15 protein-coding genes and 1 tRNA gene are annotated in these 15,413 nt (G+C 57.6%); 10 read left to right on the top strand and 6 right to left on the bottom strand.

The window, feature by feature from the left end:
* Positions 1-244: 244 nt before the first annotated feature.
* Complete coding sequence (locus ACTG3T_RS08315) at positions 245-703, top strand: DNA glycosylase AlkZ-like family protein (RefSeq protein WP_439101803.1); 459 nt, start codon at positions 245-247, stop codon at positions 701-703.
* Between the two features lie 44 nt (positions 704-747).
* Here the strand turns inward: ACTG3T_RS08315 and ACTG3T_RS08310 are convergent, their stop codons facing one another.
* The gene (locus ACTG3T_RS08310) at positions 748-2,331 is read right to left on the bottom strand and encodes an N-acyl-D-amino-acid deacylase family protein (RefSeq protein WP_439101802.1); all 1,584 of its coding nucleotides are present in this window, start codon (positions 2,329-2,331) and stop codon (positions 748-750) included.
* A 136-nt stretch (positions 2,332-2,467) separates the two neighbouring features.
* Between ACTG3T_RS08310 and ACTG3T_RS08305 the strand changes: the two genes are divergently transcribed.
* Positions 2,468-3,919, top strand: a complete 1,452-nt coding sequence (locus ACTG3T_RS08305) for an aminopeptidase 1 (protein ID WP_439101801.1) — start codon at positions 2,468-2,470, stop codon at positions 3,917-3,919.
* 11 nt (positions 3,920-3,930) lie between these two features.
* On the opposite strand, the gene ACTG3T_RS08300 is transcribed toward ACTG3T_RS08305, so the two are convergent.
* On the bottom strand, positions 3,931-4,350 hold the full coding sequence (locus tag ACTG3T_RS08300; protein WP_439101800.1) for a hypothetical protein: 420 nt from the start codon (positions 4,348-4,350) through the stop codon (positions 3,931-3,933).
* Positions 4,351-4,629: 279 nt separating this feature from the next.
* Between ACTG3T_RS08300 and ACTG3T_RS08295 the strand changes: the two genes are divergently transcribed.
* Both ACTG3T_RS08295 and ACTG3T_RS08290 read left to right on the top strand, forming a co-directional pair.
* A complete protein-coding gene (locus ACTG3T_RS08295; RefSeq protein ID WP_439101799.1) occupies positions 4,630-6,027 on the top strand; it encodes an amidohydrolase family protein in 1,398 nt (465 codons plus the stop codon).
* A gap of 11 nt (positions 6,028-6,038) precedes the next feature.
* A complete protein-coding gene (locus ACTG3T_RS08290) occupies positions 6,039-7,172 on the top strand; it encodes an aminotransferase class I/II-fold pyridoxal phosphate-dependent enzyme (protein ID WP_439101798.1) in 1,134 nt (377 codons plus the stop codon).
* A gap of 13 nt (positions 7,173-7,185) precedes the next feature.
* On the opposite strand, the gene ACTG3T_RS08285 is transcribed toward ACTG3T_RS08290, so the two are convergent.
* The 3 genes from ACTG3T_RS08285 to ACTG3T_RS08275 form a co-directional block, all read right to left on the bottom strand.
* Positions 7,186-8,082, bottom strand: a complete 897-nt coding sequence (locus tag ACTG3T_RS08285; protein ID WP_439101797.1) for a DMT family transporter — start codon at positions 8,080-8,082, stop codon at positions 7,186-7,188.
* Complete coding sequence (locus tag ACTG3T_RS08280) at positions 8,079-8,966, bottom strand: methylated-DNA--[protein]-cysteine S-methyltransferase (protein ID WP_439101796.1); 888 nt, start codon at positions 8,964-8,966, stop codon at positions 8,079-8,081. The genes ACTG3T_RS08285 and ACTG3T_RS08280 overlap by 4 nt, the downstream gene beginning before the upstream one ends.
* Before the next feature lie 105 nt (positions 8,967-9,071).
* Entirely contained in the window at positions 9,072-9,866 is a 795-nt protein-coding gene (locus ACTG3T_RS08275) for a thioesterase family protein (RefSeq protein WP_439101795.1), read from the bottom strand.
* A gap of 228 nt (positions 9,867-10,094) precedes the next feature.
* Here ACTG3T_RS08275 and ACTG3T_RS08270 point away from each other — a divergent pair, with 228 nt between their 5' ends.
* The 6 genes from ACTG3T_RS08270 (at position 10,095) to ACTG3T_RS08245 (ending at position 14,649) form a co-directional block, all read left to right on the top strand.
* Positions 10,095-10,415, top strand: coding sequence for a hypothetical protein (locus ACTG3T_RS08270; protein WP_439101794.1), 321 nt, complete (start codon positions 10,095-10,097; stop codon positions 10,413-10,415).
* Entirely contained in the window at positions 10,396-12,468 is a 2,073-nt protein-coding gene (locus tag ACTG3T_RS08265; protein WP_439101793.1) for an FAD-dependent oxidoreductase, read from the top strand. The genes ACTG3T_RS08270 and ACTG3T_RS08265 overlap by 20 nt, the downstream gene beginning before the upstream one ends.
* Positions 12,469-12,547: 79 nt before the next feature.
* Positions 12,548-13,231: an energy-coupling factor ABC transporter permease gene (locus tag ACTG3T_RS08260; protein ID WP_439101792.1), complete on the top strand. Its 684-nt coding sequence runs from the start codon at positions 12,548-12,550 to the stop codon at positions 13,229-13,231.
* A 15-nt stretch (positions 13,232-13,246) separates the two neighbouring features.
* The gene (locus ACTG3T_RS08255) at positions 13,247-14,032 is read left to right on the top strand and encodes a TSUP family transporter (RefSeq protein ID WP_439101791.1); all 786 of its coding nucleotides are present in this window, start codon (positions 13,247-13,249) and stop codon (positions 14,030-14,032) included.
* A gap of 78 nt (positions 14,033-14,110) precedes the next feature.
* Positions 14,111-14,536 carry a hypothetical protein gene (locus ACTG3T_RS08250; protein WP_439101790.1) on the top strand — a complete coding sequence of 142 codons (426 nt, stop codon included), beginning with the start codon at positions 14,111-14,113 and terminating at the stop codon, positions 14,534-14,536.
* 36 nt (positions 14,537-14,572) lie between these two features.
* Positions 14,573-14,649: transfer RNA gene (locus ACTG3T_RS08245), tRNA-Arg, on the top strand.
* A gap of 190 nt (positions 14,650-14,839) precedes the next feature.
* Here ACTG3T_RS08245 and ACTG3T_RS08240 read toward each other — a convergent pair.
* Positions 14,840-15,413, bottom strand: a 574-nt coding sequence (locus ACTG3T_RS08240; RefSeq protein WP_439101789.1) for a DsbA family protein, incomplete at its 5' end; no start/stop codon positions are given.

Raw genomic sequence — 15,413 nt, 5'->3', positions numbered from 1 at the left:
GTTACGATCAACGCGTTCGACCTCCAGCTCTGGAAGGCCTAATATATTTCCTGCGTGGGACATCGGTGTTCTCTCCATTAAACGAACTTCGCAAATTCAGTTTAATGAATGCCGGTGTCCCCCTTTTATGATGAAGAGCCGGATCTTTTGATCACTTTCAAGTCGTCCCGAGACCTGCAGAAGTTGCGCCGTCTGGCGCTCTCGGCGCAGGGACTTATCCAGAGCAACGCTTTCGGTTCTGGAATTGACGGCGCCAGCGGCGATTCGTCACATTGCCTATGTGCAGATCGATACGATCTCAGTCGTTGAGCGCGCCCATCACCATGTACTTCAGGCAAGGGGGCCAGGTTTTAAGCCGGCCATGACACAGCAAATGCTCGTCGACCGCGACACCTTCGAGTACTGGGCCCATGCCGCAGCGTTTATTCCCATGGACGACTACCGCTTTTCCTTGCCCTATAAAAACGATTTGAAGAACGGCCAGACCCATTGGATAAAGTCTCCCGATAGAAACCTCATGGGGATTCTCTCCCCTTTTGACAATGCGGTGATTCAGCGAGATCGACTCAAGGCGCTGTTTGATTTCGACTACCAGATTGAATGCTATGTACCCTCTACCAAACGAAAGTACGGTTATTTTTCTCTGCCACTATGGTCGACGTGTATCCCGTCCGGTGGGCTCGATTGCTCAGGTCGGTACTAAAACGCTGATTTCGCTTTTGCAGTTGGTTAATTTCGAGCGCGGGCTTAGAGCGATCTCCGGAGCACCTTGCCGGGAAAAACCTGCGTTGATGCGCCGTCCTTAAGCACCTGTTGCCCATTGACCCACACACTGTCTACGCCGGTAGACAGTACCTGCCCATCGCGTATTCCCGCGTGATCCTGAATTCGCTCAGGATTAAAGAGCACCAGATCCGCCTTCATGCCAGCGACGATACGCCCTCGGTCGGTGATGCCCATATGATCGGCCGCTCGCGAGGTCATAGCAGCCACCGCGGTTTCCAGACTCAGGGTGCCCTTGTCACGCACGTAACGGGCCAGCACCCTTGGAAAGGTACCGTATCCACGAGGGTGGCCATAAAAACCGCCGTCGCTGCAGACATTGCTGTGTTCCCATTGTAAAAACGTCTCGATATCCGCCTCGGTCATGGAGCGCCCCATGATCATTTCAGCTTGGGCACCGCCGTTTGCCCTGGACCAGGCTTCGGACTCCTTGAGGAGGTCTGAAAACGTTTGCACTTCGGAGGTACCGCGAGTTTTGGCGATTTCGGCGACCGATTGATTGACATAGTCGGGATTGGGCTCGTACTTGGTGAAAATCACGCCAGACGCCGGGGTTAGCTGATCCAGCACAAAGGCAATCTCCTCTAGGTTGTTCGCGTCTCTGTCGGGCAACAGCACCCACATGGTGGACGCCCAGTACTCGTAGGGATAAACGTCCGCAGTGATGTCGATGCCCTCGGCGCGCGCAGCGTCGAGTTTTTCGATCAGCGTCGGAGCCTGGTTCCAGAGGTTTTTGGCTGCAAGTTTGATGTGCGATATCTGTACGGGAATACCCGTCTGCCGGCCGATGTCGATGATTTCGTCCATGGCTTCCCATAGAAACCGGTCTTCAGATCGCACATGGGAAATGTAACGGCCGCCTTGGGCGGCGGTGGCTGCTGCCAGCGTAAGCACTTCCTCGCGTTGGGAGTAAATACCCGGCTCATATTCGAGGCCCGTGGATAGTCCCAGTGCGCCTGCCTGCAGCTCGCTGAGAAGCAAGGTGCGCATGGCTTTTACCTCCTCCGGATCAGCCGGACGTTTGGTATCGTCGCCCATGATCCGCGCTCGGATTGTGTTGTGGCCCACGTAGGACGCGATGTTCACCGCAGCGGGGTGCTTGTCAAAATCGGATAGAAAGTCCGCGAGGGGGAGCTGATGACCGCCATCCTGCCCAAACACTGAGGTGGTCACCCCCTGGGTCAGTATCGGCAGGGCATCGAGATTGTTACGCAGTCCGTCCTCGTCATCATGGTGACTGTGGGTGTCGATGAAGCCCGGTGTCAGTACCATGCCCTGGGCGTCGATAGTGTGCTCGTCATCCATGGGGGTCAGGTCACCGACGCTTACAATCAGGTCATCGACGATGCGGACAGAGCCTTTCCAAGCTGGCGCGCCGCTTCCGTCAACAACCTGCGCGTTGCTAATGAGTGTAGAGCGGTGGTCGGTGAGATGAGGTCCTGTCTGGGATAAAGCGCTGCCCGTCGAGAACAGGCTTAAGAGCACTATCATGGCTGATAACGTCTGGGGCATTTGCCTGCGCTGAGTAGGGTTTTTTCTTTGATTCACAGACACTTTAGGCTCCTTATTATGGGTATACGAAGGGCATGACCGCGGGCTCTGCGACTGCGAAGCAGCGGTGAAGTGCGTAGACTAAGACTACAGCATTTTAGGTTTTGATTAAGAGTAGAGGGAGAGCAGTAAAATGGTTTTGACAAATGTTCTGGTGGAAAAAGCCAGGGCCGTTTCCGCAGCGTTCATGCTGGGAAGCTTAGCTCTTAACTTGGGCTCCGCTGCGATAGCTGCGGACGCAGAGAGTCCGCAGTCCGGCTGGCAAATGATTTCCGAGGATCAGAAGCGTGAGGTCTTTGCCTTTGCCGAAGACTACAAGGACTTTATGGGCCGGGCGAAGACTGAGTTGAGTTTTGTCACTGAGGCGGTGCGTCTCGCTGAGAAATCCGGTTTCAAGGCAATGCCTGCCACCGGATCACTTAATCCCGGAGACCGCTACTACGACGTAAACCGTGACCGTACAGTGACCCTGTTTGTGGTGGGAACCGAGCCCATGGTAGAGGGCTTTCGGGTGGTCGGTGCCCACATCGATTCACCGCGGCTTGAGCTCAAGGGCCGGCCTCTCTACGAGTCCCACGGCTTTGCGCTCTTCCAGACTTACCGTCACGGCGGCATCAAGAATTACCAGTGGGTGAATCTGCCGCTTGCCCTGGTGGGGCATGTCGACAAAAAAGATGGCACCCGGGTGCCCGTGTCTGTGGGTCTTGATGAGGACGATCCCATTTTTATTATTCCGGATCTTTCCCCCCACGTTGATAGGGACTACCGCGATCGTAAAAACCGCGAAGTGATCATGGGCGAGGAGCTGGACCCGATTATTGCCTCCATGGACCCGGCCGAGGATTCCGTTAAGGATTCGGTACTGGCGTACCTCAAATCTGAGTACGGCATCAGCGAAGAGGATCTGGTTTCAGCAGAGCTTGCGATCGTTCCGGCGGTCGCGCCCCGGGATGTGGGTTTTGATCGCGCCCTGATGGCGATCTATGGTCAGGACGATAAGTTGTCCTCCTACACCGCGCTGCGGGCGATTCTTGAGCAAAGGAACCCTGCACGCACAGCCGTCGCATTTCTCGTGGACAACGAGGAGGTGGGCAATATCAACAATACCGGCTCCAACTCTGACTACTTTGTCGATCTGCTGGCGGAGCTGGTTTATCGGGAGCGGGGCGATGCCTATTCAGATATCGATATTCGGCGTGCATTGCGGAAAACCAAGGTGGTCTCATCAGATGTGAACCCCGGCATCCATCCCACCTATCCCGGTGTTTGGGAGGCGGGTAACGCGCCGCGCCTGGGTTACGGTGTCAATCTCAAGCTCTATGGTGGCGGCTTTAATGCCAATTCCGAATTCATGGCCTGGAATCGCGCTTATCTGGATGACGCGAACGTTGCCTGGCAGACCGCAACGTACAAGGGGCGAGCCTCGGGCGGCACTATCGGCAGTTCCCTGTCCCGCCGCAACATGGAAGTCATCGACTACGGCGTGCCGCTATTGTCGATTCACTCCACTTACGCGGTGAGCTCCAAGGTCGATGTGCACATGCTCTATCGCGCCATGGATGCTTTTTTTCGCTACGCAGACTGAGCAGGAGGATACTAATTACCGCGTCGCTCGGGGTCGCAAGGCTCCTCTCGACGCGTATCGTCAATTTGCAGAATCTTCCATTGGCCGCCGACTTTTCGGAATGAGAACAAATCGATGCCGCAGTGGTGAAAATCGCCGTTCACAAACAGATTGTAGGGCGTCCATGCCATCGCCAGCGCATCATCGATAAGGATGGTTTCGTCAAAGGTCACCTCATCCAGATAGGCCTCCGACGTAGATACCGAGCTAATCCATCCCTCGGTTGTTTCGGTGCCCAGGCGTCCCTCCGGTAAAAACGCGGATCGCAGCGCCTCGGCGTCTTTGGCACGCATGGCATCAAACAATGCCGTGACGGCCTCCAGTACCTCCTGTTCTGCGGTCTGAGCGGATGCGCCGGGAGCCAGGCTCGTTGCAAGGAAAAAGGGCAGCACAGACGCAATGATTCCTGCATGCAGGCTCCGAAGCTTTCGCGCTACACTCGTTGTTATGGATTCTGAGACATCGGGGTTTGATGGCATTTTGCCTGGATTGCTTGTGTTCATGCTCCGGTAGTTCAAAACGCTTTTTCTCCATGGACTCGGCGTGATGCGTTCAACAATGAGCGCCCCGATGCGCGAGGTCAATGCCAGCGTTAATGGGTGGGATATCCACGCACCAGGTTATCGTGTCGGCGCGGAAATATCGGCAATGTTTGATTAAAGAGGTTTTCCATGAAAGTACACATAAGAAAAAACACACCGCTGGCGCTACTGACCGCTGCCGCTTTGCTGGGCAGTTCCCTGTTTTCGCTGTCCGCAGCTGCCGGTACGGCGTTAGTGGGCGGGCGCTTGATTGACGGCTTTGGTCATGCCCCCATCGCGAATAGCGTGATTCTGGTGGAGGATGGTGTCATACAGGAAGTGGGCACCGTCGGCACCCTGAAAGTGCCTGAGGATTACGAGGTTGTGTCTACCGAAGGGATGGATGTACTGCCGGGTCTTTGGGAGAACCACGCGCACCTCATGCTCAACGGTCACGCCGACTACAGCCATTGGCATCCGACCTATAAGGACCGCCTTGCCAGCGAAATTATGCCTTCCAGTGCCGTGCAGTTGCTGCTAGCGGGCATTACCTCGGCCCGGGATCTGGGTGCTCCCCTTGAAGCATCGATCTCTGTGAAGACGCGAATTGAATCCGGTGAGATCCCCGGTCCCCGCCTGTTTGTATCCGGGCCCTTTATTCAGCACGAGGCCTATCCGAACACCGAGTTTTATCGTTGGGGCGTCGATAGCGTGGCCGATGGACGGCGGAAGGTAAAAAAACTGGCTGATGCCGGCGTGGATATCATCAAGCTCATAGACCAGGACAATATGACCCTCGAAGAGGCGCAAGCGGTAGTGGACGAAGCGCACAAGCACGGCCTGAAAGTTGTGGCTCACTCCCATCGCCCGAACGAAGTGCGCCGGGGACTCGAGATCGGTGTGGATAATTTTGAGCACACGGGACTGACTACCGCGCCGGAATATCCTGCGGATGTCATCGAGATGCTCCGTGAGCGCACTGCCACGGGTCGCATCGCCGGCGGTCCCCTGTTCTGGACACCCACGGTTGAGGGTCTCTGGAACTACGACCAGACGGTCGCCAATCCCGAGAAGCTGGATAACGAATGCTGGCACCGGGGACTGGAGCCTTCCACCGTCGCGGATATCAAGGCGTCCATCCAGGAGCCGGGGCAGTTGGCCTATACCCAGCTCACGCCCCTGCGTAAGCCCACGCTCAAGCGAAAATTCCAGCAGCTTCGGGATGCGGGAGTGGTGATGCTGGTGGGCACCGATAGCGGGATTCCCATGAAGTTTCATTGCCAGAGTACCTGGAACGAGATGGACGTCTGGGTCAACGTGATGGGCGTTGATCCCATGTCGACCATTCGTGCAGCGACCTATTGGGGCGCCGTCATGATGGGTGTTTCTGACAAGGTCGGCACCGTATCCGCCGGCAAGTACGCCGATATTATTGCGGTCAAAGGTGACGTGCTCCGCCACATCAACCTCCTTTCCCGCGTGGACTTCGTGATGAAGAATGGTGTGGTCTACAAGGAAAATGGCGTCGCGGTGGAATCGGCACTGTAAGGTTTCCGTTTATGAGCACGTTTAAGGCCTTTGCCGTAGAGCAGTATCTGTCTGAACTGGAACACGGGGTGCAGTACAACTTCTCCGAGAGCGGTGTGCACCCCATGAGCTACGCCGAGCTCTGTGACCTGGCAGACATCGACCGGGATGCGCTTTTTGCCACCCTCGTGGATTATCCGCAGGTTAACGGCAACCAGCTGCTGCGTGAGCGCATCGCGGCTTTGTACCCGCAGGCTAACGCCGACAATGTACTGGTCACCGTGGGAGCTACTGAAGCCAATACATTGGTTGCCGCCACGCTTCTTGAGCCTGGTGATAACGTTATCCGCTTCCGCCCGACCTACGAACAGCTCGCCGGGAACGCCCACAACCTGGGGTTTGAGGTGCGCACGGTGGACATGCAGGCTTCCCACGATTGGTCCATCGACGAAGCAGGCCTGGCCGCTGCGGTGGATGAGCGCACCCGGGTTATCCACGTGGTCAATCCCAATAATCCTACGGGGCAGGTGCTCAGTGATGAGGATCGTGAATTAATTGTTTCCGCTGCCCGCAGTGTGGGTGCATGGATCGTCGCTGACGAGGTTTACAGCGGCACGGAGCGCAATACCGATGAACCCACAGCATCCTTCTGGGGGGACTACGAGCGGGTGATTGCCATCAATTCCATGAGCAAAGCCTATGGCCTCCCCGGTTTGCGTTTGGGGTGGCTGGTTGCGACCGAGTCATTGATCCCGGATTTTTGGCGCCGTCACGAGTACGCATCGATTACGGCAACCATGATGTCCATGCATCTGGCCGCTGCCGCGCTGGAACCCGCGGCCAGGGACGCGATTACCGCAAGGGCACGACGATTGATTCGCAGGGGCTTCGAAACCCTGCAGGAACAACTGGCGACTCATCCCGGGGTGTTTTCGGTGGTGCCGCCTCAGGCCTCGGCGATGTCCTTTGTGAAATTTGACCTACCCGTGGATTCGGATACCTTCGCTTCGCGCTTGTTGGCGGAGGAGGATGTACTGCTCATACCCGGTTCACGCTTCGGGGTTGAGGGGCATTTTCGCTTTAGCTCCGCCTTACCCGACGAGCATCTGCGCGCCGGTCTTGAGCGCATGAATGGGCTCACCGGTCGAATTCTTAACGGCGGCTGAAGCCGCGCTCTATCTAATTCGCTCGCCGTTTCAGCAGAATGCGTAATCCCCGGGCTGGATTAAAGTTGGTCACCAGCATGGTGCCACTAAGCACGAGTCCTGCGCCCAAAAGCGTGTGCAGTCCCACCGCCTCATCCAGAAACAGCCAGCCCCAGAGTACGCCCCACAGCGGGATGAGGTAGCCCACGGTGAGCGCCGAGGGTGCGCCTACCGTGGCAATGAGATGAAAATACAAAAGGTAGGCGACCCCGGTACACAGCACACCGAGCACCAGCGCGGCGGCTACCGCCCCCGGCGCCCAGACTTCGGGTGCCGGTGCGAAGGGCATGAAAGGCAGTACCAGCAGCGTGGCTGCCCAAAGGCTACCGTGGGCGTTGGCGTAGGTTTCTACCTTCTCTGCGTACTCCGCGTAGCTACTGGCAATGCCGTAGCAAATCGCGGCGGATGCGGTAAGCACAACTGCCCATAGTGCTTCGGGTTGCACCGCCAGGCCGCCCAGGCCCACCAGGCTCGCAACGCCCGCCATGCCCAATAACAGACCGACAACCGCGCGTGCAGTGATAGGTTTACCCCGCCATAAAAAGCCAATGAGGATTCCCCATAGGGGGGCGGTGGAATTGAGAATAGCGAGCATAGAGGCGGGAAGCGTCTGCGCCGCGTAGGCAAAAGCCCAGAAGGGTAGGGTGGTGTTGAGGGCTCCCAGCGTTAAGAAATGCCGCCAGTGCTTTTTGATGTTCAGCGGTCGTCGCAATGCCTTGCTGATGAGCAGCAGAATTAATGAAGCGGCAACCAGTCGCAGTTCCAGGAGCCAGGTGGGCCCCAGTTGGGGCACCGCCAGGCGCATAAACATAAACGACGAGCCCCAGATCGCTGCAAGTGCGATGAGCTGTAAAAGCTGTGCTGCGTTCAAGCGCTCTGTTCCCAGACATGCAGAGCCAGCTTGCGCTCGAGCCCCCAGCGGTAGTTACCCCAGTCGCCACCCTGGCGTATCACGCGATGGCAGGGGATGAGATAGGCAATACGATTACGGGCCATGGCGGAGCCCACGGCGCGATGAGCCTGCCCGGTGTCTGCAAGCGCACCTAATTGCTTGTAGCTTACGAGTTTTCCCGGCGCTACCTGCATCAGCGCTTCCCAGACCTTGACCTGAAAATTCGTGCCGCGCAGCAACAGGTGCAACTTTCCCCGCTTCAGAGGATTCGCAAAAATCTGTTGAAGAAGCGCCGCGGCGGCACGGGCATTCTCGATACGGGTCGCGCCTCGCCAGTCATCCTTGAATGCGCGCAGGACCCCCGGGTCATGCACCGCATTAAAGCTGAGCTGACAAACGCCCCGGGGACTCCAGGCCACGAACGCGGGGCCAAAGGGGCTGTCCCCCCAACCGTATTCCAGTGCGATGCCCTTTCCGTGATTGGCAATTTCTCCGGGAGTCATGGCATCACAGCTAAGCGTGAGATCATGGAGACGGCCGGGTCCGGAAAGGCCCGCGTGGAAGCTGGCGTCCAATACCGAGGCCTCATCGCGCAGTGCCTCGACGGCGTACTGCCGCGTGATGATCTGTAAAAACCGCTTGGGGGATACGCCGGCCCAGCTGCTGAACACCCGTTGGAGGTGTGATTCGCTGGTGTCCATGGCTCGCGCCAGACTCCGCAAATCGGGCTGTTCGCGCTGGTGCTCTCGCAGGTAGCCGATGGCATCAGCCACCAGTCGATAGTGGTCGTTTTCGGGGGGATTGGTCTTGGTGGCAGGCATGCTGCGGATTGTCTCACTGGAGGACCTAGGAGTGGGGCGCATGGGGCGACTCTTTTGCTGATCGGAGTATTAAGTATTTACTCCGGTTTTTCAGTGAGCCACCCGATTCTTGCTCGACCTGCCCGAATCAGCCAGTTCTCCCGGACACTAGGCCTTCGGGGTAAGCGCCAATTGCCGTGATTGCGCGACCAGCCGGCCACTGCTATCCCAGACTTCGCCATCCTCTTCCATCATGCCGCCGCTGATAAAACGCGTGCTGAATCGGCAGCGCAGCCAGCCGGGTTCCGGTATGGCGCGGATATGTGCGGTCAGCTCGACCGTGGGGGTCCAGGCTACCGGCAGATTGGCGTTGAAGATTGTTGGTGGAAAACAATCCGTTGCCAGTAACAGACCAAAAGGATCCATGGGTTCGTCATCGGGGAATCGGAGCCAGCCGCGTATCAGGGGATCCCCGGAGGGTTTACCGCTTAAAAAGTTGGCGTCATCAGGATGGAGGCGCAGATCGACACGACCCATCATTGCTGGCGGGAATCCGAGCTCCAGGTCTGGCACGGTGCGGGGACATTCATCCGGGGGTGGCATGTCCGGCGGACTCGCATCCACCCTTGCCGGTCCTTCAAAACCACTGAGGTCCGCAAAACTTCCCAGAAGTTCGATCAGCGGTTTTTCGGTGCTTGCCAGGGTCGCTCTCACGGTGGACAGGCGTTTTCCCGCTTTGACAATTTGCGGATCAACGGTGATGGGTCCCGGGCGTCCGGGGGACAGATAGTGTGCCGTGACGCTGATAGGGTGGGGGCGCGCCGCGGCGTTAGCCATGGCGCGGGCGCCAATAGCCAGTAGGTAGCCGCCGTTGGCATTACCAACAACGTCCCAGCCCTCGGCGATTTCAGCGGTATAGGGGTGCTGTTCACTGTTAATGGCAGTTGCGGTTTTGAAGCTCATGACGACTCAGCCTATGCAATACAGTGGGTGTGAGGTCTGTAACATCGAGGGCAAAAAGGTACCCCCTCTTCGCTGGTGATACCAGTCCCCGCACTTCTTTTTTTGGGGTCGTAGTTGGACGACTTTCCACTGCTCTGGTCTGCGCTTCGATTGGCTTGACCCGCAGTGAGTTTCCTATCAATCTTTATGGGTTATCAATTGCCGATGCGCGTTAGAAAAGGGTGTTCCATGCCAGGAAAGGAAAGTAAGCGGCTCTTGCTTGAGCTGGAGAAGATACGCCGCGACGTGAACCGCGAAATCATGAATCCTGCGATACCGGAACTCAGCGTGGAAGATATACGCCCCGTGATCACCATGGCCTCGCGAGCGCGACTGTCGTATCTGCAGGAACTCATCGACATTTCCAAGATTTCTCGCGAAATACCCTCCCATGAGCAGATTTCCATGCTTGCCCGTCGGCGCGAGGCCTATGAGGAGCTGCGCGCCGCGGTCAATGCCCTGGAAACCGCCATCGACAGGGGGTATCTCGATGTCATTGGCGCAGAGTAGCACCGCGGAGACGCACCCGGAGTTTCCCCATTTGTTCGCTCCGCTGGAGCTCGGTTCAACACGGCTAAAAAACCGGATTCTGATGGGGTCCATGCATACGGGGCTGGAAGAACTGGGCCCTACAGGCTTTGAGCGCATGGCAGCCTATTACGCCGAGCGTGCCGCAGGTGGTGTGGGCATGATCATTACCGGTGGTAACGCACCGAATGATTCTGCGGCGCTGGCGCCCGGGGAATACGGGGCGTTTAACAGCGATGCTCATGTGCCCATGCATCGCGTGGTCACCGACGCAGTGCATGCAGCGGCAGCCGATTGCAAGATCTGTCTGCAAATTCTCCACGCCGGGAACCTGGCTTACAGTGCCGATCCCGTGGCGCCGTCACCCGTTGCCTCACCTATTAACCCCCGCGAGCCCCGGGCCATGACGCCGGATGATATCGAGGCGACCATCCAGGATTTTGTGCAGTGTGCTCAGCGCGCAAAAAGCGCGGGCTACGACGGCGTTGAGATCATCGGTTCCGCAGGCTACTTGCTGAGCACGTTTTTGCTCGACAAGACCAATCATCGTCAGGATGAGTGGGGAGGGGATTACGCCAATCGCATGCGCCTGCCGGTAGAAATTGTGCGGCGTACGCGCGAAGCGGTAGGTGATGACTTTATTGTGATCTATCGTATCGCGGCCATGGAGCTTATGGCCGACGGCAGTAGCTGGGATGAGGTCGTTACCCTGGGCAAGGCCATTGAGGCCGCTGGCGCATCCATCATGAGTACACACTTTGTCTGGCACCAGGCGCAGGTGCCGACGATCAGTACGCGAGTTCCCAGAGCGGCCTTCGCAGGGGTTACCGGGCGGCTGCGCAAAGAGCTCTCTATTCCGATGATCACCAGTAACCGCATCAACATGCCAGAAGTAGCCGAGCAGGTGCTTGCCGATGGCCTGGCGGATATCACGTCCATGGGGCGGCCCATGCTTGCAGACTCCCAGTTCGCCAAAAAAGCCTTTGAAGGCCGGGTGGACGAAATCAACACCTGCATCGCCTGTAACCAGGCCTGCCTGGATCACGCCTTCCGGGGCAAGACCGTATCCTGTTTGGTAAACCCCCGGGCCTGTCACGAAACCGAGCTGGAGTATCGGCCAACTGATTCTCCCAAACGCATTGCGGTTGTAGGCGCAGGTCCTGCTGGATTGGCCTTTGCCACTACTGCGGCGTCCCGTGGGCACGCAGTGACCTTGTTCGAGGCAAGTAATGAGCTGGGTGGGCATTTCAATCTGGCTATGCGCATACCGGGAAAGGAGGAATTTGCCGAAACCATCCGCTACTTCGAGCGCCAGATTGAGCTCACAGGCGTTACCGTCAGGATGGAGCATCGTGTCTCCCCCGAGGAGCTTTCCTTGCAAGATTGGGATGAAGTGATTGTGGCGACGGGGCTCAATCCCCGGGACCCGGAGATTCCGGGTATCGATCACCCCATGGTTATGAGTTATGACGAGGCGATTCGCGGAACCCGGCCTCTGGGCAAGGCCGTGGCGATTATCGGTGCCGGTGGCATCGGCTTTGATGTGGCGGAGCTTGCATCCCATGCGGGTGTATCGGCAGCGCTGGATAAAGATGTTTTTGCCCGGGAGTGGGGTATCGATTTTGAGAATCATCCGCGGGGCGGCGTGGCCGGTGTAGAGCCGAAGGTAGAGATTGCTGATCGTCAGATCTTTTTACTGCAGCGCAAACCTACGTCCCCCGGACGCGGTCTGGGCCCCACCACAGGCTGGACCCACAAGCTTGCTCTGAAAAGACGCGGTGTGCACATGCTCAAGGGCGTGCGCTACGACGGCATCGACGATCGCGGACTCCATGTCACGGTCGATGAGGAGCCCCGGGTGCTGCCGGTAGATACCATCGTAATCTGCGCGGGACAGGAGTCGGAACGCAGCTTGTTCGATGCGCTTACGGAAACGCGGGATGGCGTATATTTGATCGGCGGCGCTGATCTTGCCGTAGAGATAGATGCCAAACGCGCCATTGACCAGGCCTGCCGTCTGGCTGCGGAGTTGTAGTCCACCGCCGGCGTTTTTGAAACCCGGCTAAGGGGTTGCTCACGGACTTGGCTGGCTCACCAACAGAACTATTTGTCGAGTGTTATCGAACGTGCACGTTCCTGCTCATCTGTTAGCTCCCTGGATTCTTGTGGGGGCCTCAATCGCCGCGATCGTGAGCGTACTGGTCGCGCTGCGCTATGCCCAGTGGCGCTCCATCGCCCGGGAGCCCGGTCGCATGCATTTGGTGGCGGGTGGCGCCGTCGCCTGCTTGCTATTGTGGCTGCTGAACATCCATCTTGTGGATGGTCTGGTGCTGCATTTTTTGGGGATCACCACGCTGACGCTACTTGTGGGATGGTCCTTTACCGTCCTCGGGGCGTCCCTGGCAATGACCGCGCTCTACCTTCTGCAGGGGCTCGATTGGGCGGCTTATCCCTTATCGGTGATGCTCTGCGTGGTGCTGCCCGCGAGCAGCACCTGGCTGCTGGGTAAGGCTCTGCACCGACCCGCCCTTCGGCATCCTTTTGTGTACACGCTGGGGGCCGGGTTTGCCGGTGGAGGCCTGGTGATTTTGTTACTGGCAGTTGTAAGCGTGCTGCTATTTTGGGTGAGCGGTCTCGCAACCTATCTGGACAATGCAAAAGAGTTTTGGCCCCTGATTTTTTTGCTGATGTTTTCTGAGGCCTTTATCAACGGTATGTGCGTCTCGGCGCTCGCCGTCTTCTATCCGGACTGGATGAAAACCTTTGACGACAAGTTCTACCTTGATGATCAACGCTAGTAATCCGGCATCCTTATGACCGCGTTGCTGCCCTGGGAGTACGGGGTTATTGCATTGCTGTTTATCTGGGGCGGGTTTGTGCGCTCTGGCCTGGGATTTGGTGGCGCCGTACTCACGTTGCCGTTTTTGCTTCTCATCCGTGATGAGCCTTTGCTCTTTCTCCCGATAATCTCTGTGCATCTGCTGTTTTTTTCCGGTCTCACGGTGTGGCAGGCACACCGCGCAGACGCCAGGCAGGGGAGGGCGGTGAGTACCATCAACTGGGAGTTTCTTCGCTATGCGCTGCCCCTGATGATTGTGCCCAAGCTCATCGGCGTGGCAGGAGTAATCACTCTGCCCGGGTCATTGGTCACCGGTTTTATCTTTTGCACGGTGACTTTGTATGCATTGAGTTACATATGGGGCAGGCCGTTCAAAAGCAACAGCGCACGCATCGATGCGATCTTTTTGATGATAGGTGGCTACGTGAGCGGGGTCTCTCTCATAGCCGCGCCATTGGTGGTGCCCGTGGCGGCCAGTCGCGTGTCTAAAGAGCAGCTGCGGGATACGCTGTTCGTGCTGTGGTTTGTGCTGGTCGGCCTGAAACTGCTGGCATTTATTGCGACGGGCGTTGATCTGCAGTGGGCGCAGCACTTCTGGTTATTGCCCTGTGCAGCCATTGGTCATGTGCTGGGTTTGAAGTTTCACGCCTACAGTCTGCGTGCCGATACGCAGTTGTTTTTCCGCTATCTCGGCTTTGCACTACTGATGGTTAGTATCGCGGGGTTGGCGAGGTTCTGGATGAGCTGGAGCGCTGCCTAAAATCGTCGTAGCGGATCGAGGCTGACGCCGTCTCTAAATCCCGCTACTCTTACCATTTGGCAAGTAGGGACCATTCCAATGATTTTTCGAAGCTTGGTGGCGATAGCGGCGTTTATTCCCGCGCTGGGGTTTGCACAATCCCTCGGTATGGAGAGCGACTGGCTGGAGCTGGTAAAGGGCCACCGAGACGTGAAGTCCGGTGCTCAGGTGATGGAAGTCAAAAAGGACCCCGCGACGGGACATCAAACCGCCATGATCAAGGTGCCGAAAGCGGTGCTTTTAAGTGAAACCGACATGGAAGAGGTCAAGGTCGTTGCCCGGGCGCCGGAGAAAAGAGAGATGCCTGACATCCTGCCGGAACTCGAGTCCGAGTGGGTCGACGACTATGACAACGATCACTACGGCCTCCTGGTGAAACTCCGGAGTGATCAGAAGATACCGTTCAGACTGTTTTTCTCTGCCGACGGCCAGGGCGGCAGTATTGACGGCGGCGTTCAGCCTTGACAGAAATCCTTTAGATACCTATAGTTCCGCCCCCTCGCGCCCGTAGCTCAGCTGGATAGAGTACCTGGCTACGAACCAGGCGGTCGCACGTTCGAATCGTGCCGGGCGCGCCATATACAAAAAGAGCCTCACCCATCGGGTGGGGCTTTTTTGTATCCGGGGTGTTCCTGCCGAAGAACGTGCTCGTTCGATAAAACGCGACGAATAGGAGCGTTTTAGACGGGGTCGCTTGCGACACCGCCCGCAGGGTGATTACGCCCCATAGGGCGTAATCATCAATCGTGCCGGGCTCCCGTATCGACGCTAAGCGCCTTCCCGAGCCACTCCCTCAGCACGCTTCTTGATCTCCGCCGCAATAAGCCACAGACGGTCCTGACCCCACACTGCAAGATCCTCGAAGCCATCGGGCCCCGAGAGTCTGAAGCTCGGCACTCCCCACAAGCCGAGGCCTTCCACCATCTCATCCTGATTTGCTTCAATCATCGGTTTCCAGTCTTCACTATCGATGACGGTTTGCGCTTCGGTCCAGTTCAGGCCCGCGGCTTCTACGGCCCGGCGCATCCCCGCCTCTTTGTGCAGGCCTACGCCCAGGGCAAAGGCGTGCCGAAGGAGAGAGCTCATCAGCGCTTCGTCTTTGTTCTGAGCCTTCGCCCACGGCAGCAGCGAATAGGCGCGTCGCGTCGGCGTGCCAATGGGCATTATTAGATTGCCAAATGCTATACCGCGCCGCTGCGCTTCCCGCTTGGTGTCAAACAGGATGTAGCGGCCCTTATCGGGCGGCGCGGGAACGCCCCGCATCACCATGGGGAGCACAGGTTTGTGATTAAACCCAATGCCACAGGCGTCTTTTAGTCGGATCGTGTCGTCGTAGATGATC

It is taken from the genome of Congregibacter sp., from assembly GCF_965660375.1.
GTDB lineage: Bacteria > Pseudomonadota > Gammaproteobacteria > Pseudomonadales > Halieaceae > Congregibacter.
The sequence above is the reverse complement of the archived record's forward strand: the minus strand, read 5'-3'. Positions and strand labels throughout refer to the sequence as shown.

What these genes read in the sequence shown, in the direction of transcription:
- ACTG3T_RS08305 (WP_439101801.1), top strand. Translation starts at nt 2,468, where the DNA reads ATGGTTTTGACAAATGTTCTGGTGGAAAAAGCCAGGGCCGTTTCCGCA.
- ACTG3T_RS08295 (WP_439101799.1), top strand. Translation starts at nt 4,630, where the DNA reads ATGAAAGTACACATAAGAAAAAACACACCGCTGGCGCTACTGACCGCT.
- ACTG3T_RS08290 (WP_439101798.1), top strand. Translation starts at nt 6,039, where the DNA reads ATGAGCACGTTTAAGGCCTTTGCCGTAGAGCAGTATCTGTCTGAACTG.
- ACTG3T_RS08280 (WP_439101796.1), bottom strand. Translation starts at nt 8,966, where the DNA reads ATGCGCCCCACTCCTAGGTCCTCCAGTGAGACAATCCGCAGCATGCCT.
- ACTG3T_RS08275 (WP_439101795.1), bottom strand. Translation starts at nt 9,866, where the DNA reads ATGAGCTTCAAAACCGCAACTGCCATTAACAGTGAACAGCACCCCTAT.
- ACTG3T_RS08270 (WP_439101794.1), top strand. Translation starts at nt 10,095, where the DNA reads ATGCCAGGAAAGGAAAGTAAGCGGCTCTTGCTTGAGCTGGAGAAGATA.
- ACTG3T_RS08265 (WP_439101793.1), top strand. Translation starts at nt 10,396, where the DNA reads ATGTCATTGGCGCAGAGTAGCACCGCGGAGACGCACCCGGAGTTTCCC.
- ACTG3T_RS08255 (WP_439101791.1), top strand. Translation starts at nt 13,247, where the DNA reads ATGACCGCGTTGCTGCCCTGGGAGTACGGGGTTATTGCATTGCTGTTT.
- ACTG3T_RS08250 (WP_439101790.1), top strand. Translation starts at nt 14,111, where the DNA reads ATGATTTTTCGAAGCTTGGTGGCGATAGCGGCGTTTATTCCCGCGCTG.